The organism is Pantoea sp. SGAir0184 (genome assembly GCF_043544755.1).
On the sequence record NZ_CP028050.1, the window covers coordinates 3,240,912 to 3,264,984 of the forward strand.

26 protein-coding genes are annotated in these 24,073 nt (G+C 57.9%); 10 read left to right on the top strand and 16 right to left on the bottom strand.

All coding sequences use genetic code 11. From position 1 onward, the window contains the following. Window positions 1-64: 64 nt before the first annotated feature. The 3 genes from eat (at window position 65) to C1N60_RS15460 (ending at window position 3,693) form a co-directional block, all read left to right on the top strand. Window positions 65-1,429, top strand: coding sequence for an ethanolamine permease (gene eat, locus C1N60_RS15450; protein ID WP_394521065.1), 1,365 nt, complete (start codon window positions 65-67; stop codon window positions 1,427-1,429). A gap of 210 nt (window positions 1,430-1,639) precedes the next feature. Then, window positions 1,640-2,638, top strand: coding sequence for an aldo/keto reductase (locus tag C1N60_RS15455; RefSeq protein ID WP_394521066.1), 999 nt, complete (start codon window positions 1,640-1,642; stop codon window positions 2,636-2,638). A 122-nt stretch (window positions 2,639-2,760) separates the two neighbouring features. Beyond that, entirely contained in the window at window positions 2,761-3,693 is a 933-nt protein-coding gene (locus C1N60_RS15460; RefSeq protein ID WP_104092636.1) for a LysR family transcriptional regulator, read from the top strand. A gap of 60 nt (window positions 3,694-3,753) precedes the next feature. Here C1N60_RS15460 and mak read toward each other — a convergent pair whose 3' ends face one another. Then, window positions 3,754-4,665: a fructokinase gene (mak, locus tag C1N60_RS15465; RefSeq protein WP_021507130.1), complete on the bottom strand. Its 912-nt coding sequence runs from the start codon at window positions 4,663-4,665 to the stop codon at window positions 3,754-3,756. A gap of 147 nt (window positions 4,666-4,812) precedes the next feature. Here mak and rdgC point away from each other — a divergent pair, with 147 nt between their 5' ends. After that, the gene (rdgC, locus tag C1N60_RS15470; protein ID WP_021507129.1) at window positions 4,813-5,724 is read left to right on the top strand and encodes a recombination-associated protein RdgC; all 912 of its coding nucleotides are present in this window, start codon (window positions 4,813-4,815) and stop codon (window positions 5,722-5,724) included. A 195-nt stretch (window positions 5,725-5,919) separates the two neighbouring features. Here the strand turns inward: rdgC and ppnP are convergent, their stop codons facing one another. The 5 genes from ppnP to C1N60_RS15495 all read right to left on the bottom strand — a co-directional run bounded on the left by ppnP (window position 5,920) and on the right by C1N60_RS15495 (window position 10,437). Further along, the gene (gene ppnP / locus C1N60_RS15475; protein WP_010616577.1) at window positions 5,920-6,204 is read right to left on the bottom strand and encodes a pyrimidine/purine nucleoside phosphorylase; all 285 of its coding nucleotides are present in this window, start codon (window positions 6,202-6,204) and stop codon (window positions 5,920-5,922) included. Between the two features lie 104 nt (window positions 6,205-6,308). Then, on the bottom strand, window positions 6,309-6,986 hold the full coding sequence (locus C1N60_RS15480; protein WP_031279662.1) for an AroM family protein: 678 nt from the start codon (window positions 6,984-6,986) through the stop codon (window positions 6,309-6,311). A 2-nt stretch (window positions 6,987-6,988) separates the two neighbouring features. Next, on the bottom strand, window positions 6,989-7,921 hold the full coding sequence (locus tag C1N60_RS15485) for a DUF1177 domain-containing protein (protein WP_021507226.1): 933 nt from the start codon (window positions 7,919-7,921) through the stop codon (window positions 6,989-6,991). A 15-nt stretch (window positions 7,922-7,936) separates the two neighbouring features. Then, window positions 7,937-9,496: an OPT/YSL family transporter gene (locus tag C1N60_RS15490; RefSeq protein WP_394521067.1), complete on the bottom strand. Its 1,560-nt coding sequence runs from the start codon at window positions 9,494-9,496 to the stop codon at window positions 7,937-7,939. Between the two features lie 182 nt (window positions 9,497-9,678). Then, window positions 9,679-10,437 (bottom strand): IclR family transcriptional regulator, encoded by a 759-nt coding sequence (locus C1N60_RS15495; protein WP_394521068.1) that lies wholly within the window; start codon window positions 10,435-10,437, stop codon window positions 9,679-9,681. A gap of 17 nt (window positions 10,438-10,454) precedes the next feature. Here C1N60_RS15495 and C1N60_RS15500 point away from each other — a divergent pair, with 17 nt between their 5' ends. Beyond that, entirely contained in the window at window positions 10,455-10,649 is a 195-nt protein-coding gene (locus C1N60_RS15500) for a hypothetical protein (protein ID WP_132466392.1), read from the top strand. A 76-nt stretch (window positions 10,650-10,725) separates the two neighbouring features. Here C1N60_RS15500 and C1N60_RS15505 read toward each other — a convergent pair whose 3' ends face one another. Next, window positions 10,726-10,917 (bottom strand): YaiA family protein, encoded by a 192-nt coding sequence (locus C1N60_RS15505; protein WP_021507229.1) that lies wholly within the window; start codon window positions 10,915-10,917, stop codon window positions 10,726-10,728. Window positions 10,918-11,027: 110 nt separating this feature from the next. Next, window positions 11,028-11,552: a shikimate kinase AroL gene (gene aroL, locus C1N60_RS15510; RefSeq protein ID WP_150058507.1), complete on the bottom strand. Its 525-nt coding sequence runs from the start codon at window positions 11,550-11,552 to the stop codon at window positions 11,028-11,030. 332 nt (window positions 11,553-11,884) lie between these two features. On the opposite strand from aroL, the gene C1N60_RS15515 reads away from it, so the two are divergent. Next, window positions 11,885-12,571 (top strand): DUF2076 domain-containing protein, encoded by a 687-nt coding sequence (locus tag C1N60_RS15515; protein WP_058775202.1) that lies wholly within the window; start codon window positions 11,885-11,887, stop codon window positions 12,569-12,571. On the opposite strand, the gene C1N60_RS15520 is transcribed toward C1N60_RS15515, so the two are convergent. Beyond that, window positions 12,572-13,015: a YaiI/YqxD family protein gene (locus C1N60_RS15520; RefSeq protein ID WP_010616571.1), complete on the bottom strand. Its 444-nt coding sequence runs from the start codon at window positions 13,013-13,015 to the stop codon at window positions 12,572-12,574. A 144-nt stretch (window positions 13,016-13,159) separates the two neighbouring features. On the opposite strand from C1N60_RS15520, the gene proC reads away from it, so the two are divergent. Continuing rightward, window positions 13,160-13,972 (top strand): pyrroline-5-carboxylate reductase, encoded by an 813-nt coding sequence (gene proC / locus C1N60_RS15525; protein ID WP_021507232.1) that lies wholly within the window; start codon window positions 13,160-13,162, stop codon window positions 13,970-13,972. A gap of 73 nt (window positions 13,973-14,045) precedes the next feature. Here proC and C1N60_RS15530 read toward each other — a convergent pair whose 3' ends face one another. The 4 genes from C1N60_RS15530 to iraP form a co-directional block, all read right to left on the bottom strand. Next, window positions 14,046-15,572 (bottom strand): FAD-dependent oxidoreductase, encoded by a 1,527-nt coding sequence (locus C1N60_RS15530; RefSeq protein ID WP_282954321.1) that lies wholly within the window; start codon window positions 15,570-15,572, stop codon window positions 14,046-14,048. Between the two features lie 146 nt (window positions 15,573-15,718). Then, window positions 15,719-16,630, bottom strand: a complete 912-nt coding sequence (gene lpxO, locus C1N60_RS15535) for a lipid A hydroxylase LpxO (protein WP_021507234.1) — start codon at window positions 16,628-16,630, stop codon at window positions 15,719-15,721. A gap of 199 nt (window positions 16,631-16,829) precedes the next feature. Then, window positions 16,830-17,135, bottom strand: a complete 306-nt coding sequence (locus tag C1N60_RS15540; RefSeq protein WP_031279663.1) for a PsiF family protein — start codon at window positions 17,133-17,135, stop codon at window positions 16,830-16,832. An 85-nt stretch (window positions 17,136-17,220) separates the two neighbouring features. Further along, complete coding sequence (iraP, locus tag C1N60_RS15545) at window positions 17,221-17,475, bottom strand: anti-adapter protein IraP (protein ID WP_021507236.1); 255 nt, start codon at window positions 17,473-17,475, stop codon at window positions 17,221-17,223. An 18-nt stretch (window positions 17,476-17,493) separates the two neighbouring features. On the opposite strand from iraP, the gene C1N60_RS15550 reads away from it, so the two are divergent. Together C1N60_RS15550 and C1N60_RS15555 are read left to right on the top strand one after the other, a co-directional pair. Next, a complete protein-coding gene (locus tag C1N60_RS15550; protein WP_155519908.1) occupies window positions 17,494-17,646 on the top strand; it encodes a hypothetical protein in 153 nt (50 codons plus the stop codon). 489 nt (window positions 17,647-18,135) lie between these two features. After that, window positions 18,136-21,222 carry a beta-galactosidase gene (locus tag C1N60_RS15555; protein ID WP_394521069.1) on the top strand — a complete coding sequence of 1,029 codons (3,087 nt, stop codon included), beginning with the start codon at window positions 18,136-18,138 and terminating at the stop codon, window positions 21,220-21,222. Here C1N60_RS15555 and C1N60_RS15560 read toward each other — a convergent pair. After that, the gene (locus C1N60_RS15560; RefSeq protein WP_058775196.1) at window positions 21,155-22,453 is read right to left on the bottom strand and encodes a multidrug efflux MFS transporter; all 1,299 of its coding nucleotides are present in this window, start codon (window positions 22,451-22,453) and stop codon (window positions 21,155-21,157) included. The two genes, C1N60_RS15555 and C1N60_RS15560, sit on opposite strands and share 68 nt — an antisense overlap. Before the next feature lie 393 nt (window positions 22,454-22,846). On the opposite strand from C1N60_RS15560, the gene C1N60_RS15565 reads away from it, so the two are divergent. Next, a complete protein-coding gene (locus C1N60_RS15565; protein ID WP_021313231.1) occupies window positions 22,847-23,098 on the top strand; it encodes a biofilm development regulator YmgB/AriR family protein in 252 nt (83 codons plus the stop codon). Window positions 23,099-23,110: 12 nt separating this feature from the next. On the opposite strand, the gene C1N60_RS15570 is transcribed toward C1N60_RS15565, so the two are convergent. Together C1N60_RS15570 and C1N60_RS15575 are read right to left on the bottom strand one after the other, a co-directional pair. After that, entirely contained in the window at window positions 23,111-23,428 is a 318-nt protein-coding gene (locus tag C1N60_RS15570) for a hypothetical protein (RefSeq protein WP_021507239.1), read from the bottom strand. A gap of 250 nt (window positions 23,429-23,678) precedes the next feature. Continuing rightward, a complete protein-coding gene (locus C1N60_RS15575) occupies window positions 23,679-23,978 on the bottom strand; it encodes an I78 family peptidase inhibitor (RefSeq protein ID WP_058758053.1) in 300 nt (99 codons plus the stop codon). Between the last annotated feature and the right edge of the window lie 95 nt (window positions 23,979-24,073).

The window sequence follows — 24,073 nt, forward strand, 5'->3', positions numbered from 1 at the left end:
TGTAGCGCAAACCCACAATAGCGCGGTGCCAACGCCGCACAACAAGCATGACGGGGAGATGAAGATGACAGGCAAACTAAAACCCACGCTGGGCACCCTGCATTTATGGGGTATTGCGGTTGGACTGGTGATTTCCGGTGAGTATTTCGGCTGGAGCTATGGCTGGGGCGTGGCCGGGACGCTGGGATTCCTGATCACCACCGCGCTGATCGCCACGCTTTATACCTGCTTTATTTTTAGCTTTACCGAACTGACCACGGCGATTCCGCACGCTGGCGGGCCGTTCGCTTACAGCCGTCGGGCATTTGGCGAAACCGGTGGTCTGATTGCCGGTCTGGCGACGCTGATTGAGTTTGTGTTCGCCCCGCCGGCCATCGCCATGGCGATTGGCGCCTACCTCAACGTGCAGTATCCCGATCTCAACCCCAAAACGGCGGCAGTCGGGGCTTATTTATTGTTTATGGCACTGAATATTCTCGGCGTGAAGCTGGCCGCGATGTTCGAACTGGTGGTGACGGTGCTGGCAGTGCTGGAGCTGCTGGTGTTCATGGGCGTGGTATCGCCGGGTTTCAGCGTCGCTAACTTCGCCGCCAACGGCTGGGCTGGCAGCGATCATTTTGGCATGCCAGCGCTGTCCGGCATCTTTGCCGCCATCCCGTTCGCTATCTGGTTTTTCCTCGCCATTGAAGGCGCGGCCATGGCGGCCGAAGAAGCCAAAGATCCGAAGCGCACCATCCCGAAAGCCTATATCAGCGGCATTCTTACCCTGGTGGTGCTGGCGATTGGCGTGATGCTGCTGGCCGGCGGCGCGGGCGACTGGCGCAAGCTATCGGACATTAACGATCCGCTGCCGCAGGCGATGAAGATGATCGTTGGGGAGCACTCTAACTGGATGCATATGCTGGTGTGGATCGGCCTGTTTGGCCTGGTCGCCAGTTTCCACGGCATCATCCTTGGCTACTCGCGTCAGTTCTTTGCTCTGGCGCGCGCGGGCTATCTGCCGCCCAGCCTGGCGAAGCTGTCGCGCTTCCAGACGCCACACCGCGCCATCATCGCCGGCGGTGTCATCGGTATCGCCGCCATTTACAGCGACGGACTGATCAATCTGCAGGGCATGACGCTGACGGCCGCGATGATCACCATGGCGGTGTTCGGCGCGATTGTGATGTACCTGATGAGTATGCTGAGCCTGTTTAAGCTGCGCCGCAGCGCACCGGATCTGGAGCGCAGCTTCCGTGCGCCGGGCTATCCGCTGGTACCGGGCATCGCACTGGTGCTGTCGCTGGTGTGTCTGGTGGCGATGCTGTGGTTCAACCCGGTAATCGGCGGATTGTTTGTGGCGATTATGGTGCTCGGCTACCTTTACTTCCTCGCCACCAAAGCCCAGCGCGAGCGCGCACCGCAGGATTCCATGCTGTTCGGCGAGTAAGCAACGCATTGCCCCTGCCCTTCAGGCAACGGAGGCGGGTACACAGAGCTCTTTGTGTACCCGCCTCTTTCTGCCCCACGCGATAAATCCATCCCACCACAGCACCGCTCCGGTCTGGCTGCTGTGATACCTTTTTTGCATGACGAAAATGACAATTCATTACGCGTAATCGGGGTGCAACAATCAAAAAAACCACAACAAGGAGCCACTATGCACACCCGACATTTATCGCAAACCCTGACTGTCAGTTCGATCGGCTATGGTGCCATGGGACTGAGCGAATTTTATGGGCAGACAGACGACCACGCTTCACTGCAGCTGTTACACACGCTTATCGACCTGAATATCACGTTTATCGACACCGCGGATATGTACGGGCGGGGCCATAATGAGCGGCTGATTGGCCACTTTCTTGCCGGTCTGGATAACACCACGCGTGAGCAGTTTAACATTGCTACCAAGTGCGGTATCGATCGCCCTGCGGACCAGGCTTATGCCCGGACGATTAACAACCAACCTGACTACATCACCCGCTGCTGTAATGAATCGCTTAAAAGGCTTGGCGTTGAGCGCATCGATCTGTTCTATCTTCACCGCGTGAGCCAGGTTACGCCGATTGAAGAAAGCATGGAATGCCTGAGCCGCCTCGTTAAAGCGGGTAAGATCAACCACATTGGCCTGTGTGAAGTTTCTGCTTCAACCCTGCGCCGGGCCCATGCCATTCACCCGCTCACTGCCCTGCAAACCGAATATTCACTGTGGACGCGCGATATCGAAGCTGAGATTCTGCCGGTGGTGAAAGAGCTGGGTATAGGTTTAGTTCCCTACTCTCCGCTGGGCAGAGGGTTTCTGACCGGAAAGTATCGTCATAACAGCGATTTTGCGGAGGGTGATTTCCGTAAAAATAATGCGCGCTTTAGTCAATCCAGCCTCGACCATAACGCCCAGCTTCTTGACGCGGTGCACCCGCTTGCTGAAAAGTACAGCTGCACGCCAGGGCAGATTGCGCTGGCCTGGCTGCTGGCGCAGTACGACAAGCTGATCCCCATTCCGGGAACGAAACAGACCCGCTATCTGGCGGAAAATGCGCAGGCCGCCGATATCTTGCTGGAACAGGCAGATATCGCCTTACTGAACGCTATCCACCAGCATATTGAGATCAGGGGCGAGCGCTATTCTGAAGAAGGGATGAAAAGCATTAATGCCTGAAGCCCTGGCCGGGTAACGCCCGGTCAGGATGTCTGACGTAGTGCCGGCCAGACCGATTAACCTCCTGTCCTGCTGACATTTTGCTGCGTAGAATAACGTCTTTGATTACCCGGATGGACTCTATGGCGACGGCAGAGCACCTTATCAGCAACCATCTCCCCAGCGTGAAACAGCTTCAATGCTTTCTTGCGGTTGCGCACGAGCTGAACTTTCGCCGGGCCGCCGAACGGCTCAGAATGACTCAGCCTCCGCTAACCCGACAGATTAAGCGCCTTGAAGCCGTGCTGGAGCAGCCGTTGTTTAGCCGCAGCACCCATGACGTCAGTCTGACGGACGCTGGCCGGGCGCTGGTAATCAAAGCGGAGAAGATCCTTCAGGCGCTGAATGAACTCAAGCCAGGCTCGCTTTCTTCAGAAAAGCGCCTGCGTATCGGCCTCACCCGCACGCTGAATTTTGCACTGATTGCGCCCATTCACCAGCAACTGCTGAAACTGGACGCCGCCGACGATGTGGAAACGCCCGATCTGACGTCTGCGCAGTTGCTGCAGTGTCTGGCAAAAAACCGCCTGGACCTGGTACTGACGGGCGAAAGGGCAACCGGCCACGAAGATACCGTGCAGTACCAGTGGATCGGTCGTGAGCCTTTGCTGGTAGCAATGCCGGCCAGACATCCGGCCAGCCTGAAAGAAAAAGTCTCGCTGGAAGCGATCGGTGATTTACCGCTGTTCTGGTTTGCCAGAAGCGCCAATCCGTCGTTCTACGATAAATGTGAACGCTTGTTTTCACAGCTCCACACCCCGCTTAAAAGAGTTAAAGAGCCGGATGATTCACTGGTTATGCTGACACACATTGCAAGAGGAAAAGGCTTTGCCCTGATGCCGCAGTCAAAATGTACCTTTCATCAGGAAGGGTTGTGTTATCGCGCACTGGCTGACGATGAAGCGCAAAATCTGCATATCGATATTTATGCCGCCATCCGACTGAATGAAAACCGGCCAGCCGTGCTGCATGCGCACGATATCGTGTGTCACGCCGGTCAGTTAAGCCAACACTGACCCGCTTCGGCCCCCTCTTCCGCTGGAAGAGGGGTTAAGCACGCATAAAGCGTCGTTACGCTACCCTTTCACCGGCCACAGCCAGGCGGCACCGCGCACGCCGCTGGAGTCACCGTGCACCGCTTTCAGCACCGGCGTTTCGCACTCGCGGCCAAACACCCACTGCTTCATCAGCGTCGGCACCGTCTGGTACAGCCGATCGTTGTTGCTCATGCCGCCGCCGAGCACAATCACATCCGGATCGAGCAGGTTAACCACCTGCGCCAGCGATTTGGCCAGCCGCGTTTCATAACGGCTCATCGCCAGCTCGGCTACCGGATCCTGCTGCTCGATCAGCCGGATGATCTCCGCGCCCTTCAGCGCCTGTCCGCTGAGACGCTGATAATCAATGGCGAAGCCGGTGCCGGAGACAAACGTCTCAATACAGCCCTGCAGCCCGCAGTAGCACGGCACTTCCGCGCGATAGCGCAGTTCGTCTTCATCCATCCACGGCAGCGGATTATGCCCCCACTCGCCTGCGTTACCGTTACCGCCAATGCGTGATTCTCCGTTGATGGCCACGCCTGCGCCGGAACCGGTGCCAATGATCACCGCAAACACCAGCGGCTGGCCTGCGCCTGCGCCATCGACCGCTTCGGAAACCGCCAGGCAATTCGCGTCGTTGGCGATGCGCACGTCACGATTCAGCGCACGCGCCAAATCTTTGTCCAGCGGCTGGCCGTTGAGCCACGTCGAGTTAGCATTTTTTACCCGCTGGGTATAAGGAGAAATCGTGCCGGGAATGCCGATGCCGACCGTTCCCTGCTGCCCGGTCTGCGCTTCCGCCAGCAGGACTAAATCGACAATCGCCTGCACCGTGGCGGCGTAGTCGTCACGCGGGGTATTCACGCGGTGGCGAAACAGCTCCTCGCCCTGGTCAGACAGCGCAATCACTTCTATTTTGGTGCCGCCTAAATCAATACCGATACGCACGATTTATTCCTCATTATTCGTTCAGGTGACAGATACAGTAGAAGGCTGAATCGGGAAAGGCAATGAAACCACTCCGATGTTTCGCTATCATGCGCGCTGACTGTTTTAGACTTGTGCGCCCGATCGCACCCACGGTAAGGAATCCTGATGTTGTGGTTTAAAAATATGATGGTTTATCGTCTGAATCGGGACATCCCGCTGTCCGCAGACGATCTGGAAAAACAGCTCGACGCCTTCACCTTCACGCCGTGCGGCAGCCAGGACATGGCCAAAACCGGCTGGGTCTCGCCGATGGGCAACCGCAGCGAAGCGCTGACGCATGTGATTAACGGTCAGATAGTGATCTGCGCCCGCACCGAGCAGAAAATTCTGCCGTCGCCGGTGGTGAAGCAGGCGCTGGAAGCCAAAATTGAGAAGCTGGAAGCGGAACAGAGCCGCAAGCTGAAAAAGACCGAAAAGGATTCGCTGAAAGATGAAGTGCTGCATAGCCTGCTGCCGCGCGCCTTCAGCCGTTTCAGTCAGACCTTTATGTGGATCGACACCGTCAACAATCTGATCATCGTCGACTGCGCCAGCGCGAAGAAAGCGGAAGATACGCTGGCGTTACTGCGTAAGAGCCTCGGCTCGCTACCGGTGGTGCCACTGACGCTGGAAAATCCGATCGAGCTGACGCTGACCGAATGGGTGCGCTCCGGTGAATTGCCGGCAGGTTTCACCCTGATGGACGAGGCTGAGCTGAAGGCGATACTGGAAGATGGCGGCGTGATCCGCTGTAAAAAGCAGGATCTGGTTTCCGACGAGATCGCCACCCACATCGAAGCCGGTAAAGTGGTCACCAAACTGGCGCTCGACTGGCAGGAGCGTATTCAGCTGGTGATCGCCGATGATGCCTCGGTGAAGCGTCTGAAGTTCAGCGACACGCTGCGCGAGCAGAATGACGATATTGATCGCGATGATTTCGCCCAGCGTTTTGATGCCGATTTCATTCTGATGACCAGCGAGCTGGCGGCATTGATCAGCAATCTGGTGGAAGCGTTAGGCGGCGAAGCGCAGCGTTAAGCGGACATCGCAAGCTGGAAGGATAGTACGGGTGTGTTTAACGGTCGCCATGAATGGCGCCCCTGCAAATATGCTGATTCATACCTATAGTGTCAGCATTTATGCTGACCGCAGGCCACACCCTATTCTGGCGCATAAAAAAACCGGTAACGCCGCACAGGCTTTACCGGTTGATAATGGATGCTGCTTTAACGCTTAAAGATAGCGGCACAGGTAAGACGTTGGCTCTGCCACCTGCAGGTGGAATTCGCTGTGGCCCGGCACGTTAAATACCGATCCGGCTTCGTACCATTTCCACTCGGCTTCGCCCGGCAGCAGCACTTTCAGCGCGCCGCTCACTACCGTCATCTCTTCCGGCTGGCCGGTACCAAAGGTGTATTCGCCTTCCGCCATCACGCCAACGCTGGCCCGGCCAATGGTCACGCTGTCGAAACCAATGGATTTCACTTTTCCGTCGAAATACTCACTTACGTTGAGCATGTTACTTCCTCACAGCACATTAGGGTTATCGGCAGATTACAAGGGAACTCGCTGATCTGTCACGCGAATTAGCGCCGCCCGTCGCAAGTTGTGATCGGCCTCGATCAGACGATCAGTTCAGCCGCCAGTTTCGCCACCAGCACATTCGACAGCAGCACCGGAATGCCCAGCATGTTCTGCAGGAAATCGCGGTGTTTCTGGTGATAACCGATACAGTCGAGCACCACCACATCAGCGCCCTGCTCCTGCAGGGTCAATCCGGCTTCCATCAGTTCGCTCTGCTGCGCCAGGTATGGGCTGGCGACGGCAAAACAGGGCGTGCTTTGCAGGTTACGCCATTTGCTGGCCTGCTCAGCGATCTGCTCCTCAACCGGCACCACGATGCCGATTTTGTGCGCCTGTACGATGGCGCTGACCAGCGGCGGAATGATGCGATCCGGCTCCAGCAGCAGCGCCGACGTGGTTTTTAGCGTGCCGAACTCACCGGTACACAGCAGCAGAATGGTGTCGTAACCCTGCTGCTCCAGCGCGGTAATTTTACGCTGCAGTCCCTGTTCGACGGTGGCCGCCGCCAGCCGTACCTGTTCGCCGCTGCTCATGCGCGAAACCAGCACTTTATCGCCCGGCGCGGGAGCGTATAACTGCTCCACTTCAGCCAGCGTCAGGCCATCCAGCAGACCGGCATGCGCGACGGCGTCGGCGGGCAAATGCTCCTGCAGCAGCGGCAAAATATCGCTACGCGGTGACTGGCCAATGGTTAAGGTTACAAGCGACGGTTTCATCATCAGGCTTTCCGGCTGCGCAGGTGGCTGAGGCTACCATACAAAGATAGCAGCAGCGCGTACTCCTGCGGGTCATAAAACTGGCAGGTCTCACGGCCAAACTCTTTGGCCACTTCCACCGCAAAGCGCACGGTCGCCGCGATGTCCACTTCATGGCTGGCGCCGGTGCCGCAGCCAGGCACCACGGATTGCGCACAAATCGCGACGCCCACCACTGGCACATCAGTGGCGGTGGACGGTTGCAGGATGCTGTTGAGGTGATACACGCCGTTGCCGTAAGGGGTGATGTCCTGCGTGGTGATCGGGAACGTCACCGCAGGCTGACCGCTGGTCATCTCCATGATGCGCAGCAGATCTTCCGACACGCGCAGGATGTAGCCCTCTTTCACCGTGGGAGACAGCGCATAGCCCTTATGGTTGAGGATGCGGTTTCCTTTAGTGGTATCGATAGAGAGAATCGCGTCGACGCCCGCAACCACTTCGTTGTCATTCATGGTGATGTCGTCGCAGGGCGAATCCATGAAGTCCACCGGCTCGTGCGGCCGGGTCGGCGCATCCGGACAAATATGCGTGGTTACGATCACGTCGCCGGCCAGCACGTCGCCTTTGGTCTGCATCTGTGCCAGCTTCAGCGCGCTGCTCACCGCAGCAACCGCACCGTCGGCGTCGGACACCATGCCGATGCGCGTCGGGCGCGCACCGATGCCGCCGAGACGGCCAATGATCCCCAGCGTCGGCGCGCTGCCGCCCCGGCTTTTGCCCTGGGCCCCCGGAATATCGATGCGCACAAAATCGGTGCGCCCTTTAGGCCCGCTGACGCGCTTAAAGCTGGCTTGCACGCCAGGATAGGCGGCGAACAGATCGACCACCTGCTGGCCATCCACGTAGGCGCTGTCGAGTAACTCAAAAACCTGTAGTGTCTGCTGTAAACTCATCGCTAAATCCCTGGATTATTTCTTACTGCTACTGGCAAAAAGTGAGTGGAAGAAGCTGTACAGCGCGTCGCCCGCAATGAATCCAGCGGCCATCACCTCCATCGGTGAACGTCCACGCTCGCCCCACACGCGCAGGATCAGGACACGTAACGCAATCCCGACCAGCACCGCCCAGCCTGCGGCGGCGTTGTTGATTAACAGACCGGTGGCTAACAGTACGCCGAGCTGGCGCTTAGGCCCGCCGATCAGCTGAATAATCGCCCCCGGAATCGCCCACATCAGCAGGCTACCGGCAATGCCCGGCTCCGCGCCGGCCTGAATGGTTTTGGCGTAAACGCGCGCCACCGGCGGCAGCAGGTTGTCGACAAAGAACAGGTTATGCGCATACCACACCACCGGGATTGCAATGACGAAAGCGATCATCGCGGCGATCAGCTGGATGCGACGGCCCCACAGCTCCTGCTGTATATCGGCCCCGTTGCCGCGCAGAATAAAGCCGGCCTTCAGGTCATAGCCCATATCAGCGAAGGCCGGACCGGTGGCCGCGGTGAAGCCGCACAGCAGGCACAACGCCAGCGGCGGGAAGCCGAGCAGGATGCCGAGGATCAGGGTGATCAGCGCCACCGCGAAGGCCGGGAACCAGCCCGAGTGCATGGCGGCGATGCCGACAATCAGCTCATGCACAAAGGCGGCAAAGGCCGCGTAGATAATAAACAGCAGCAGCATCGGCAGGCCCATTTCGCTCCACAGTCCGCCGCCCAGCGCCAGCAGTGCCGAGATCACGATATAGCCGACAGTTCCCAGGCCGAGCGCGCGTTTGACTTCGTTGTCACTGCGGCTGACGTTGAGGTTGTCGTGACGGCGACTGCGAATCACCTGCACCACCTGAATCAGCGCCACCAGACCGGCTCCAACCATTACGCCGTGCGGAATGTACAGCGCGTTAATATCGATACCAGCAACCGGTTGCGCATAGGCACGCAGCAGGAAGCCGATGCCGAGCATGGTCAGCGCCCAGATATTGCCAATGAATGCCGTACCAAAGGCGGACATCGGGATTTTCAGCATTGAGCCCGCGACGCCGCCCACGATTCCAGCCACCAGCAGCCACGCCTGGCGACCGCCCTTATCACCGGCTTTAATCGCTTCTGCCGCTGCCACGCCCGGTGGCCATGCATTGCTGGCCGGGAACACGCGCGTGTCGAACAGACGATACAGCAGCCACGCATCCAGCAGCATTGCCGCGCTGACGCCGACAAACAGCGGCAGCACCAGCTGCGGCTCACCCAGCGCCCACGGCACGGCAATCGGCATCAGCAGGCTATTGGCAGCGCCGAAGGTGGCGGAAGAGATGGCGGTCTGTGCAAGGTTTTGCACTTCAACCGAACGGTAGCGGCGAAACCACTGCAGTGGAATGCGCGCCAGCAGCATGGCAAATAGCGCGCCGATAATAGAAGTATTGGGCGTTACCCCAATAGTTGTGATCAGCTGTACCCCAATGATGGCTCCTGCAACCGACAGCAGAACCAGCATCAGGCCCACGCCAATATTTTTTATTGGATTATCCAGACGCATATTATCCCCGTATTTTCACCCTGTAGAAAACGCGCAATGACATTGTGCCCGACACGCGGAACCTCAACGTTTTATTCATCGTTCCCTGATTATTGAAATAAGCAGGTCCGAAGACCTGCTATTTCCCCGGTGTGGCGCGAAGTATTACGCCTTGAAATCAAATTAGGGTTGTCCTGTTTTATTCAGGACGCTGCGCCGTATTTTTCGGCCATCAGTGCAGCCGTTGCGCGCAATTCGCTGAGCAGCGCTTCCGGATAACCCGGGGCCGCTTCCTGCGAAAGAAATGAGAGACACAATGCGGCACTTTCACCGCGGTGTTTATTGGTTACCGCTACGGCAAGCGAGCTAATGCCAGGCAGCGTTTCATTGCGGGCCAGTGCCCAGCCCTGCTGACGAATCAATGCCAGCTCTTTGCACAGTGCATCGATGTTCAGCGGTGAATTGATCGACGCGGTTTGCCAGTTATCGCTGAAGCGCGCGCGCACCTCGTTATCACTCAGCTGCGCTAACAGCACGCGGCCGGTCGACGTGCCGGTAACCGACACACGTGTACCAGGCGGCGTCACCAGCTGGGTAAAGAAGCGACCGTGGTACATGCGCATCACCAGCACATCGTCACCGTCCAGCACCGAGATATAGCCCATGCAGCCGCTGCTGGCCGCCAGGCGCGCCATCGGCGCCGATGCGCTGTCAATCAGCGGTGTCGAAAGATAGTGCCCGGCAACGGACAACAGCACGCGGCCAATCTGAAAACAGCGGCTGTCGGGATCGCGCTCCAGTAAACCTTCGCTTTCCATGGTCGCCAGCAGGCGCGACACGGTACTTTTCGGCAGCCCCAGCGCCTCCACCACCTCGGTAAAGGTCAGGCCGGGATGGCCCTGCGCCACGCCAAAGCGCTGAAACAGCTTAAGCACGGCGGCGGCATTTTCGAGTGTGGTCATGGCGCTGGTTTCACTATATGGAACTGAGTTCCTGTATCGATAACCCGAAAGTAAAACGCGACGGTTTATCGGTCAAGCGCAAATTTTGCACCGGACAAAACGCAGGCTATTTAAGGCAGCAGAAAATAAGGGCTAAAGGCAAAATAAAAAGACGTTATCAGGCAGGAGAGCGATTAAACAGAAAAGACGGCAGCTTTTATCGCCGTAATTAGCGCATCAGGGAAAATAAAAAATCTATTTAGCGACCGGACGTAATTACGCTAAAGCGGGCATCCCTGCCCGCCGGGATTATTCTTTTTCCACATCTTCATAGCGGTCTTTGGCATCCTGCGCTTCCGCTTCCGATTTATGTTCGCTAATTAAGGTATCCGGACGTGGATGGTCAGCCCGTAATTCATACCAGGTGACGGTATTGCCCGCCTGCCCTTTTTCAACGGCAACAATGCGCGCTTCTCGCGGATAGGGTGGTCTGGTTGGCATCGTTTTCCCTCTTATGTCAGGTTTCCACACAGACAGCGGTGATCCTCTGCCTGCTATTGAGTATAGACAATCGAGGATCGCTGTAAAAAAGAGGGAGAATTCTTAGGCAGTTAGCTGGCGCGGGCGAGAGACAGCGATTGCAGAATATGTTCCACCACCTGCTCCGGTGCCTGCATCGCGTTGACTTCATGGTGCGCGGCCTGACGATAGAGCTGCGCGCGTTCACGCAGGATATCTTCCATCTCTTCCGCAATGGGCCGGCCAGTCAGGGTCGGACGCTGTGCCGCTTCTGGCTGGCGCTCCAGCCGATCGGCCAGCACGCCAGAGGGCGCGTTGAGCCAGATGACCTGGCCTTGCTCACGCATGAAGTGGCGATTGACATCAGCCAGCACCATGCCGCCGCCGGTGGCGATTACGCTGGCAGGCGCGGTAACCGCTCGCAGCGATTCACTTTCACGCGCGCGAAAGCTGTCCCAGCCTTCCGTTGCCACAATCTCTGCCACGCTACGCTGTGTGGTGAGCTGCAGGTGGTGGTCGGTGTCACGAAAGGCATAGCCCAGCGCTTGCGACAGCGCCTGGCCAATGGTGGTTTTACCGCAACCGCGTGCGCCGATCAGATAGATGGGTAATGACATCCGGGCTCATCCTCCGCCGTAGTCTGCCGCGCGGGCAACGTCATCAGGTCAATAATGCGTCGCATGATACCTGGATTTTATTTTATCAGCCAGCCGCGAAGCACGAATTACGCGTATTTCAGCGATAGCTAATGCCATTAGTTTGATTTTTAACGGGAAACCGATGCGCATTTCGTGCATCAGGCGATTTGTAAGCGCGGGGCAACATTTGCTTACCAGGCCGCTGATTTACTTTCTGTCACGCAGCCCGCATATACGCTTTATAGTTCAGGCAACGGACGTCCTGTTGGTCGCCTGAAGAACAACACGCTATGCCTAACCGGAGGTTCACCATGCAGAGCCAGGAACAACAACTTATTGAAAGCCTGTTCAGCCGTCTGAAACAGGCAGAAAGCCAGAGCGGCCCGCGTGATGCCGGTGCCGAACAGTTAATCAATCAGCATTTACAGAGCCAGCCCGGTGCGCCCTACTACATGGCGCAGGCGATCCTGATTCAGGAAGCGGCGATGAAAAAGCTCAACGCGCAGGTGTCTGAGCTGGAGAGCCGTCTGGCGCAGGCGCAGCAGCAGGCCCCGCAGCAAAGCAGCGGCGGTTTCCTGTCGAGCCTGTTTGGCGGCGGTTCACGCCCGGCGCAGCCGCAACAGCCGGCATGGAACAGCGCACCGCAACAGCCACAATATGCCGCACCGCCTCAGCAGCAGTATGCTGCACCGGCGCGCGGTACCGGTTTCCTGGGTGGCGCACTGCAAACGGCTGTCGGCGTGGCCGGCGGTGTGGTGATGGCGGACATGCTGACCAGCCTGTTCCACCATTCGCAGCCGGAAGAGATCGTCAATATCATCAACGAACCGGCGCTGCCGCAGGTGGATGATAATCTGGATACCTTCAACGGTAATGACAGCAACAATGCCTTCCTGAATGATAATTCAGGCTGGGACAACAACAGCTTTGCCGATAACAATGATTTCAACGATTTCGGCAGCGGCGGTGATTTTGACGACGACGACAGCTTCGTCTGATTAACGCTGACGTAACCATTTATCCAGTTCGTTGGCAAACTGCTGGCGGTCACGTGGGCTTAATGCCGATGGGCCGCCGCTCTGAATGCCGCTGGCGCGCATTGTTTCCATAAAATCGCGCATGGTCAGACGCTGGCGAATGGTATCGCTGCTGTAACGCTCCCCGCGCGGATTCAGCGCTGCCGCCCCTTTCTCCAGCACTTCTGCTGCCAGCGGAATATCGCCGGTAATCACCAGCTCGCCCGGCTGTACGCGTTTCACAATCTCGTTATCGGCCACGTCAAAGCCGGCAGCTACCTGCAGCGTTTTCAGAAACGGCGACGGCGGTACGCGCAGCGGCTGGTTAGCAACGAAGGTCACGGTGACTTTGGTGCGCTCAGCGGCGCGATACAGCACCTCTTTGATGACATTGGGACACGCATCGGCATCCACCCAAATCGACATGTTTAATCCTTATTAACGGGCAATGCCTGCGATCTTGCCGCGCTGACCGCGAATGGCAAATGTTATTTGTGCGCGACTTGTTATTCACCGCCGCTGACGTAAGCTAACCCACTGAGAAAACCGAACCACGTTAAGGATAAAGCGATGCTGGAGAAGAAAATCGGGTTTGTCGGCTGCGGCAATATGGCGAAAGCCATCATCAGCGGCCTGGTAAACAGCGGGCAGATCGCCCCGGCCAATATCTGGGTGCACGATCGAAAACCCGACACCAACCAGGCGATGGCGCAGCAGTATGGCGTGACGGCGGCGGAAAGCGTCGAGAGTCTGGCACGTGAAGTGGACATTCTGTTTGGCGCGGTGAAACCCAACGTGATTCTCAAAGTGCTCAAGGATCTGGCCGGCCAGCTGAAGAAAGATGCGCTGGTGGTGTCGATTGCTGCAGGTGTGACGCTGGATTCGCTGGCGGCGGTGCTCGGCCACGACCGTAAAATCATCCGCGTGATGCCGAATACGCCGTCGCTGGTCAATGAAGGCATGACCTCTATTACGCCGAACGTGCTGGTGGAACCGCAGGAAGTGGACGAGGTGGTGACCATTTTTGAGAGCTTCGGCAAAGCGGCGGTGGTGAACGAGTATCTGATTCATGCCGTGGTGGGTGTCAGCGGCTCGGCACCGGCTTACGTGTTTATGTTTATCGAAGCGATGGCTGATGCCGCCGTGCTGGGCGGCATGCCGCGGGCGCAGGCTTATCAGTTTGCGGCGCAGGCGGTAAAAGGTTCCGCCCAGATGGTGCTGGAGACCGGCAAACATCCTGGCGAACTGAAAGATATGGTGTGCTCACCGGGCGGCACCACCATTGAAGCGGTGAAGGTGCTGGAAGAGAAAGGCTTCCGCGCTGCGGTGATGGGCGCGATGCAGCAGTGCATGGCGAAGTCCGAGGCGCTGAGTAAGCAGTGATGGTGCGGATTTCCCCTCACCCTAACCCTCTCCCGCAGGCGGGAGAGGGGACTGTTGGGTGCGGACTTGAACCTTAACCCTGATACGCTTCAAACAGCGCCAGGCCTTGTTCCAGCGTCATTGGCTGCTGCATCTCATGCACCAGCGCGGCGGTGAGCGTATACATGCCGGCTGAACACACTGCCGCAATCATGCCCTGCTGGCAGTAAAAAGCGATGAAGCGTTTGTCCTGCAGCGATCCCAGCAGGCGATAATCGTCCCACTCCTCTGCATGCCCCAGATACTCATAGCGGGTGCCGTAATGCGCAGTCCAGAAGAACGGCACGCGATCGTACATGATGCGTTTGCCCAGCATATTCAGCGCGGCAATGCGCCCCTGCTGATGCGCCACGCGATAGTGCTCAATGCGCTGCACGCCACGCGGCGTGAGATAGCTGGCAATATCTCCCGCGACCCAGATGTTTTCACTGACCCGCAGCTGACTGTCGGCCAGCAGGCTGCCATCCTTCTGTAAGGGCAGGTCGTGAATAAAATGGGTGGCCGGCACAATGCCGGTGGCAAACAGCACCTGGCTGGCTGGCACGGTTTTGCCACCTTTGAGCCGCACGCCACTCACTGCGCCTTCGCCGGTCAGCGCTTCCGGTTCACCCTCGACAAATTTCACGCCGTTGCTGCGGTGCAGCTCATAAAAATGACGGCCAATCTCTTCGCCGAACTGGCTGGCAAACGGCAGCGGATGACGCGCCACCACCGTGACATCAATGTCACGGTTTCGCAGCGCACCGGCCACTTCCATACCGATAAAACTGTTGCCGATAATCACCAGCTGCTGCGCCTCATCCACCTGGGAAATCAGCGCATCGGCCTGGCGCAGTGAACGCAGCAGGTGCACGCCTTCCAGATCCTTGCCCGGGATATCAAGCGGCTGCGGCACGCCGCCGGTCGCGATCAGCAACTGGTCAAACTTCACCTGCTGCCCGTCTTTCAGCACCAGCGTCTGCTCCTGCGCCTTCAGCTGCACCACCTCCCCCTGCAGCCACACCACCGGGCCCAGCACATCCTGTTTCAGCAGCTTTGGTACCTCATCGATGGCCATCTTGCCGGAAGGGACAAATTTACTCAGCGTGGTGCGATCGTAAGGTGCGTCGCTTTCACGCTCGATACGCACAATACGGCCGCTAAAGCCTTCATCGCGCAGCGTCCAGATCGCAGCACTGCCCGCCGCGCCAGAGCCGAGAATCACGCACACCGGCGCTTCACCCTGAGCTACCGGCGCACTGGCCGGCGACATCGCCTGCGGATTGATCAGCACCTGCCCCTGTTCAATGCGCACCGGATAGCGTTTGAGATTGGCCAGCGCCAGCGGCTCGCACATTTTGCCATCGCGCAGCTCAAATACCGCCTTATGCCACGGACACACCAGTTTGTCGCCGCACACTGCGCCCTGCTCCAGCGGCGCGCCCGCGTGCGGACATTTTGCCTGCAGCGCCTGCACGCGGTCGCCGTCGCGAATCAGCACCATATCCGTTTCGCCGACGGTCACTTTAGTGGGTTTACGCTGCGCCAGCGCCTTGAGTTCCACGACAGATTGATAGCTCACGGTTCGCCTCCTTCGGGGTTATTCGTCTGATACGACAATTCCTTACAAAGAGTAAGTGTGGCAAAGCGTGAGGATTTAGCAGGAGAAACAAAGCGAAACGGCGGTTAACTGACTGTTAAACCGCCGTTTTAAGCGGCACGAAAGGATCAGAAGAAGACGCTGGGCACGATGATCAGCGCGAAAATCGCCACAATCAGTCCATGTTTGACCCAGTAATACAACCGGCGATTGCGTTTCTTCAGGTTCTGACCGGCATCGCGCAGCGCATAAACGTATTTGAAGATGCGGTTGAGGAAGCCGGTACGATCGTTTTCGTCGTTGGGCGATGCCGCTGCTGACATTAACGTCGAGCCCACCCAGTGATTGACCGCCTGCGCCCAGCGCCATTTCATTGGCCGCTCGATATCGCAAAACAGGATGATACGCGTCTGCTCGCTTTCATTCTGCGCCCAGTGCACGTAAGTTTCGTCGAAGATCACCGCCTGACCGTCGCGCCAGCTGTGGCGCTGACGATCCACTTCAATAAAGCAGCGATCGTCGTTCGGCGTTTGCAGCCCGAGGTGATAGCGCACCGAACCGGCATAAGGATCGCGGTGTTTGCCCAGATGGCTGCCCGGCGGCAGTTCAGCAAACATGGCCGCTTTAACGCCGGGAATGTTGCTCACCAGTTCGGTGGTTACCGGACAGAGTTCGCGCGCTGACGGATGTGCATCGCTATACCATTTTAAATAGAAACGCTTCCAGCCACGCTTGAAGAAGGTATTAAATCCGGCATCGTTATGCGTCTGCGCCGCTTTAATGTGATCCTGCAGGCGAATGGCTTCATCGCGAATCACCTGCCAGTTATCGGTCAGCTGACGCAGCTCAGGAAAATCCTCAACCGGAAAATAGGGCTGTTTAGCCGGCAGTCGCGACAGCCCGGTCATAAACATATTGATCGGCGCCATAAAAGTGGAGTGATCAAATAACTGACGGGAAAACTTTTGCTTTTCCACGCCGCGTGAGTGAGCGTAAAGCACACTAATAATAAATACACCAATAATGATCGCAGCGACCATACAACAGGTTCCTTATGTTGCACGTAAAGCCGCTCTGGCCACGGTTAAGCGTCAGAGAGACTGGATGGGGAGAAATGGAATTTTATGTAAGGATTTTGTAAAGTTTTGGCAACGCGTGCCGTTTATGACAGAAAAAATACCTCGCGCGTTAACCCTGCGAGTGCGGACACAAAAAAGCGGCCCGCAGGCCGCCAGAGGTTTAAGCACTCTTCTTCAGACAGTTGCTCATAAAGGTTTTACGCGCATCGCCGCTGAGTTTTTTCTCTCCTGCTTCGCTATTACAGCTTTTCATTTTCATCTGCTGCGGCGTCATATTGCCCATTTTGCTGTCTTTCTTCAGGCATTCGCTCATAAAGCTTTTACGCGCATCGCCTTTCAGATTTTGCGCGCCTGCATGCTGATTACACAGCGTCATTTTTTCCTGCTGCGCGGTTTTCTCCGCCGCGCCCGCACCGCCAGCCAGCAGCAGGCCTGCTGCCATTATTGCCACAAGACACGATTTCATTGCCGGTTTCTCCGTGTGATTATTGCCTGTTAAGCATGGCACGGAATAAGCAAAGCGGAAAAAAATCTATGCGCGTACGGCGGGATTATTCGCGCGGGTGGTTGAGTAACTTTTCGACGTAATTGCGCAGCATCAGCGCGTCCGGATTTTCCTGCACGGAAGCGGCGGGCGGCATCGCGCGATCAATACCCGCCGCGATGTCGCTAACCTGGGCGGCATCCAGTCTGCGCAGCATGGCGGTGAGCACGATTTCCAGCGCCTCAACCTGGACCACTAATTCTTTAGACTCTTCTTCTTTTTCTGCCAGCTTGAGCAGGAGTTCCGCAATCAGGTTTTTCATGCGATGGACTCAGTCAGAATGGGAAAACAAAAATTAGCATTGGCAGGATTAAAACAACAAGAATTTTTGCCGGCCAGAGGAAAAATAATGGTTAGCCGAAGCGTAAAAAAAGTGGCTGAAATTCAATATATAACGGCGAAACGTTTCACTGACAAAATACGCCGCAGATAAAACGTTTCGCATCGCTGCATTAATTATGCGCTGGCGCTAAATTAACGCGGACCCTGATACCCATGGCCGGGACCGCCACCGCCAGGACCACCCCAACCTCCTCCGCCGCCGCCCGGCGGGGGAAAAAGACAACCGCTTAACGCGGACACCAGCGCCACAACGGCAGCGAGCTTAACGATACGGATCATATTGACCTCAGGTTGCTGAAATTGCGCTGAGTGTATGAAGCGGCGGTTAACACGACAATACAGAATGCTCCGCAACCCGGCGCTATTCATGCCTGCTCACCACGCTTAACGTTTTAGTGGCAAGAAACCGCTAAAAAAGCCTCACAGACCGCTCAATACGCCAGCTTAAGTTACAGCGAACGCTGTGCCGCAAACGTCAGTGCTGCTCGCTGTGCGCGCAGTAACAAAATTGCGCGCTGCGTCTTTACAGCTAACGCCATTTCACGCAATGTGAGCGCAATACAATTAATGAGATCTCACTATGACCTTAGCGGCTATTTCTCTGAGTGAAGTGCTGGCGCGCCGTGACTGGGAAAACCCGGTTATCACCAGCCTGCATCGCCTGGACGCGCATCCACCGTTTGCCAGCTGGCGCGATGAAGTCAGCGCGCGCGATGGCCATCCCTCACCTGCGCAGCAGCGGCTGAATGGTCAGTGGGCCTTCAGCTATTTTACCGCACCGGAAGCGGTGCCGCACAGCTGGCTGCTACAGGACTTACCGGACGCCGCAACGCTGCCGGTGCCTGCCAACTGGCAGCTGCACGGCTACGACGCGCCCATTTATACCAACGTGCAGTATCCCATTCCGGTCAATCCCCCTTTAGTGCCACGCGAGAACCCCACCGGATGTTACTCGCTCACATTTACAGTTGATTACGGCTGGTTAAGCCAGGGGCAGACGCGCATCATCTTCGATGGTGTCAGCTCGGCCTTTTATTTGTGGTGCAACGGACAGTGGATGGGCTATTCGCAGGATAGCCGCTTACCCGCCGAGTTTGATCTCAGCCACGCGCTGCAGCCGGGAAACAACCGTCTGGCGGTCATGGTGCTGCGCTGGAGCGACGGCAGCTATCTGGAAGATCAGGATATGTGGCGCATGAGCGGCATTTTCCGCGACGTGACGCTGCTGCACAAACCGGACACCCGCCTGAGCGATGTGCAGATCGAAACCGCGCTCAGCCCGGAATATCTGCGCGGCGATTTACGCGTGAGTGTCAAAATCCATGCCGGCGCGCGCCCGCTCAGTCAGTGTCGGGTGCGCGTCACGCTATGGCGCAACGGCGACTGTATTGCGCAGCACGAACAGCCGCCGGGCAGCGCCATCATTGATGAACGTGGCCACTATCCGGAACGCACCCTGCTGGTGTTGCCGGTGCTACAACCGCTGTTGTGGAGCGCCGAAACGCCTCATCTCTACCGCGCGGTAGTCACGCTGCTTGATGATGCCGGCGAGGTGATTGAAGCCGAAGCTTATGATGTGGGTTTCCGTCGCGTCAGCATTGAGCACGGCCAGCTGTGCCTCAACGGTAAGCCGCTGCTGATACGCGGCGTTAATCGTCATGAGCATCATCCCGAACGCGGTCAGGTGGTGGATGAAGCCAGCATGCGTCAGGACATTGAACTGATGAAGCGCCACAACTTTAACGCGGTGCGCTGCGCTCACTATCCTAACCATCCGCTGTGGTATCGGCTGTGCGATGAGTACGGCCTGTACGTGGTTGACGAAGCCAATATCGAAACGCACGGCATGCAGCCGATGAACCGCCTCTCCGACGACCCGCGCTGGTTTGCCGCCTATAGCGAACGCGTAACGCGCATGGTGCAGCGCGATCGTAATCATGCCTGCATCATCATCTGGTCGCTGGGCAATGAGTCCGGCCACGGCAGCACGCACGATGCGCTGTACCGCTGGGTGAAAAGCAGCGATAGCACGCGCCCGGTACAGTATGAGGGCGGCGGTGCCAACACGGCGGCCACCGATATTCTGTGCCCGATGTATGCGCGCGTCGATCAGGACCAGCCCTTTCCGGCGGTGCCGAAGTGGTCACTGAAAAAATGGATCAGCCTGCCGGATGAAGCGCGTCCGCTGATCCTGTGTGAATACGCCCATGCGATGGGAAACAGCTTTGGTGGCTTTGCCAAATACTGGCAGGCGTTTCGTCAGTTCCCGCGGCTGCAGGGCGGCTTCGTCTGGGACTGGGTCGATCAAAGCCTGACGCGCTATGACGCACACGGCCAGCCGTGGCAGGCGTACGGCGGCGATTTCGGTGACACGCCCAACGATCGCCAGTTCTGCATGAACGGGCTGGTGTTTGCCGATCGCACGCCGCATCCGGCGCTGTTTGAAGCACAGCGCGCCCAGCAGTTTTTCCGGTTTACGCGCGATCCCGGCGATGCGTATCGCGTGACCGTCACCAGCGAATATTTATTCCGCCGCAGCGACAACGAACGGCTGCGCTGGTGGATTGAGCAGGACGGTGTAACCCTCGCGCGCGGTGAATGGGTGCTGGATCTCGATGCCGAAGGCAGCCACACCTTTACCGTGCCCGCGCCTGAAGCGCTGCAGGGTGAAGCGTGGCTCAACCTCGCGGTGCATCAGATCGCCGCCACGCCCTGGTCTGAGGCGGATCATCGCGTGGCCTGGGATCAGTGGGCGCTGCCGGCCGCGCTGCCGGTTACGTTGCCGCCGCTCAGCGCCTGCACGCCCCAGCTGGAAACCAATCACAATCTGGTGGCGGTGGTGCTGCCCACGCAGCGCTGGCACTTCTGTCGCCGCAGCGGCGCGCTGCTGCAGTGGTGGGTGAACGATCGTGAAACCATGCTGACACCGCTGGAGGAGTGCTTTATTCGCGCACCGATCGATAATGATATCGGCACCAGCGAAGCTGCCAATATCGACCCTAACGCCTGGGTCGAGCGCTGGAAACGCGCGGGCTATGATCGGCTGCAAACAGAGCTGCTGGCGATGCAGGTCGACAGCCTGCAGCACGGCGTGCAGATTGAAACCTGGCATCGCGTACTGGGTGAGGGTCAGCACCTGTTTACCAGCCATAAGCGTTATGGCATTAGCGGCGATGGCGAACTGACTATCAGCGTCGATGTACAACAGGCCGCTGGTCTGCCGCCGCCCGCGCGCATCGGCCTGCGCTGCCAGCTGGCTCAGGTCCCGCACCAGGTGAGCTGGCTGGGACTGGGGCCTCATGAAAACTATCCGGATCGCCAGCTGGCGGCGCAGTTTTCACGCTGGCAGCTGCCGCTGGCGGCGCTCAGCACCGGCTACGTCTTTCCGGGTGAGAATGGCTTGCGCTGCGGCACGCGCCAGCTGGATAGCGGCAGCTGGCAGATCAGCGGCGACTTTGCCTTCTCGCTCAGCCGCCACAGCCTTGAGCAGCTGCGCGCCACCTCACACCGCCATTTGCTGCAGGACGAACCCGGCTGCTGGCTGCATCTCGACGGCTTCCATATGGGCGTCGGCGGCGACGATTCGTGGAGCCCGAGCGTCAGCCCGGAGTTTTTGCTTTCTCAGCGGCGCTGGCACTATGCGCTGACGCTGCGTCAGCCGGTTTAGTAGCGGCCGCCGGGCTAAGGGGTTTCAGCTCGGTTTTTGGCCGGCGATAGAAGCGCTGCAGCAACAGCACATTGAGCAGGACGACGACCGCGGTAGCGAAGAATACCCAGCGGTAACCGGTGGCGGCAGAGACCGCTGCGCCCAGCAGCGGTCCGGCGACGTTACCGAGGTACATGAACGACTGGTTATAACCAAAAATACGGCCGGTGACGTTATCGCGTGAATGACGCACCAGCAGGGTTTGCACCGCCGGCATCATCGCGCCATCGGCAAAGCCGAGCAGAAAGCGCAGGACGCCCAGCTGCGTGGCGCTGGTGACAAACGACATGGCAATCAGCAGCAGCAGCGAGGCGATCATGGTCGCCAGCAAAATACGCTGGGTACCGATGCGATCGCCGAGTTTGCCGAGACGCGGTGCGGCGATGAGTGCCGACACGCCGGGCAGTGCGGCAATCACACCACTGAGAAACGCGATATTCTGCGCATCCGGCGCCAGCTCACGCACGAACAGCGTCAGGATAGGATTCACCGAGCCGTTACACATCTGAATCACCATGGTGGTGACGAACAGGCAGAACATCAGGCGTGGATTATCGAGGCTGCGCATTACCTCGCGTCCGCTCAGTTTGTCCTGCTTGCTCACCGGCGTGTAGCCGGTCTCCTTAATCAGAAACAGCGTCACCAGAAAGCTGACCATCAGCAGTACCGCGGTAACGATAAACACCATGCGCAGGCCCAGCCAGTCAGCCAGCAGACCGCCAATCATCGGCCCGAGGATCACGCCGCCAATTTGTCCGGTCGACACGCAGCTCAGCGCCCAGCCGCTGCGCTCACGCGGCACCTGCGCGGCCACCAGCGCCATGGCGTTGGGAATATAACCGGACGTCAGTCCCATCAGCGCGCGCAGCAGCAACAGCTGCCACGCCTGAGTGACAAACGCCTGCAGCAGAATCACCGCGCCCATGCCAAACGAAGCGCGCAGCAGCATCAGCTTGCGTCCTTTGCGATCGGCAAGGCTGCCCCACAGCGGCGCCACGGCGGCAGAAACAATAAAGGTGACACTGAAGGTCAGGCCTGACCAGATACTGAGTGCGTTGCCGCCACGGATACCCAGCTCTTCCACGTAAAGCGGCAGGAAAGGAATGATCTGACTGATGGCCAGGCCGGTAAAAAAGCAGCCAAACCAGACGGATATCAGATTGATCTTCCAGGATTCGATGGAGCGTAGCATGAGCGCAGATGTCAGAAAAAATGAAACGAGGGTTCAGTCTAACAACCTCGTAACATTACCGGACGGCAAAACATGGCATGAGGATGAAAACGCAGTTTTTCGCTGCCGGGCGTGATTCTGCTCACAGCAAATAGGGCGATGCCTCACTTTTGTAGTGTCTTTATGTGCGGTTACCTGGCATAAGGCCCGATAAGCGCATCGCGAAAGACGGCAAACGTGAAAAAATATGACGATTCGTTACTGACAATATTCCACACCGCATCTATGTTTAAAAAATCACCAGTCATCACTGGCGAGGCGCTGCCCGTCCTGGACAGTCCGCATGCTTAATTCAGGTTTTCAGATGCTGCCCGTCGTGGGTGGCAGGCTTCGTTGTCTCTGCGGAGGTCGGCTATGAGAACGCACCATGACAGCGCCAGTCGGGCGATTACCGACTATTTCAACAGCCCCGCCTGGCACGCGCCGCACGAGAGCGATTTGCTGGCCGCCATCATGCGCGAGCTGATGGATGATGGCCAGCCCGCCACCAATAAAGCGGTAATTGCCCGCGTGATTACCCGGCTGGAAGTGGAAGGCGATGAACAGCGCCTGCAGAGTTACCGCAACCTGCTGGCGCAGCTGTTAGAAGCAGGGCCGCAAAAATAGCGGCCCCGGAGATTATTTCACCACCCGCAGCTGGTCGGCTTCGCTGACCACTGCTTTACCGCTCTGACGCTGATACAGGCACAGTTCCCGCCCCAGCTGATTTTTCATGTGCTTTTGCGGATAGCGGCCTTCGAGCAACAGCGCATCGTAGCCAACGCTGTCGTCGTACATGATCGGCTTGCCCACCACTTTCACCGCTTTCAGACCGCTGGCCTGCACACATGCCTGCTGCAGGTTTTTATCGTGCTGCTGCCATGCCGCCTCGCTTGAGGCCTGCGCCAGCGGGCTGAGCAGCAGCGTCAAACACAGCGTTCGGGTCAGGTATTTCATCGTCACTCCTGTAAGGTCAGTCTGTTATTGCTGCCTGTACGCCTGACGCCGCAGAACCGCGATTAAACGCGCGCTATGGCGGGGGCAATATGGCGCAGCAGGCAGGTTATAGCGAAAAAAATTCCCGCCGTAGCGGGAAGAAACAAGACGAGCATTGCATATTCGAGAGTGACGAGGAAATCTCCGTAATGCGCAGCTATCCTCGCCCGCCGCCGTGACAGCCCGATGACAATGCCGTGTCCGTTTGGTGTTACCCGCAGTAAACCCGGGAAATTTTCCCGTTCTGATCGCCGAGGAAATTCAGGCGGCGCAGATTGAAGTCCATGGTGGCGGCACCGTTCCACGGAATCGCGCGCACCGGTACGGCAAAGCGCTGGGTATCAAGCGCGCTCAGCGGCTGACCGAGGTAGTTCTGATACTGCGAGGCACCGCACTGGTCGGTTTCCGGATCGTGGCTGACGGCGTGACTGCTGTCAGTTTTACTGGCTGACTGACAGGCCGTTAAGGCGAGCATCGCCGTGAGCAGCAGCGCTTTTCCATAATGGTTCACAATTTTCTCCTCCTGGATAATGAACAAGCGGTTCCTGAGAGTAACAAAGCGTGCCGCCGATGCGAAAATTTTTCCAGCAGACTGGTCGCATTGCG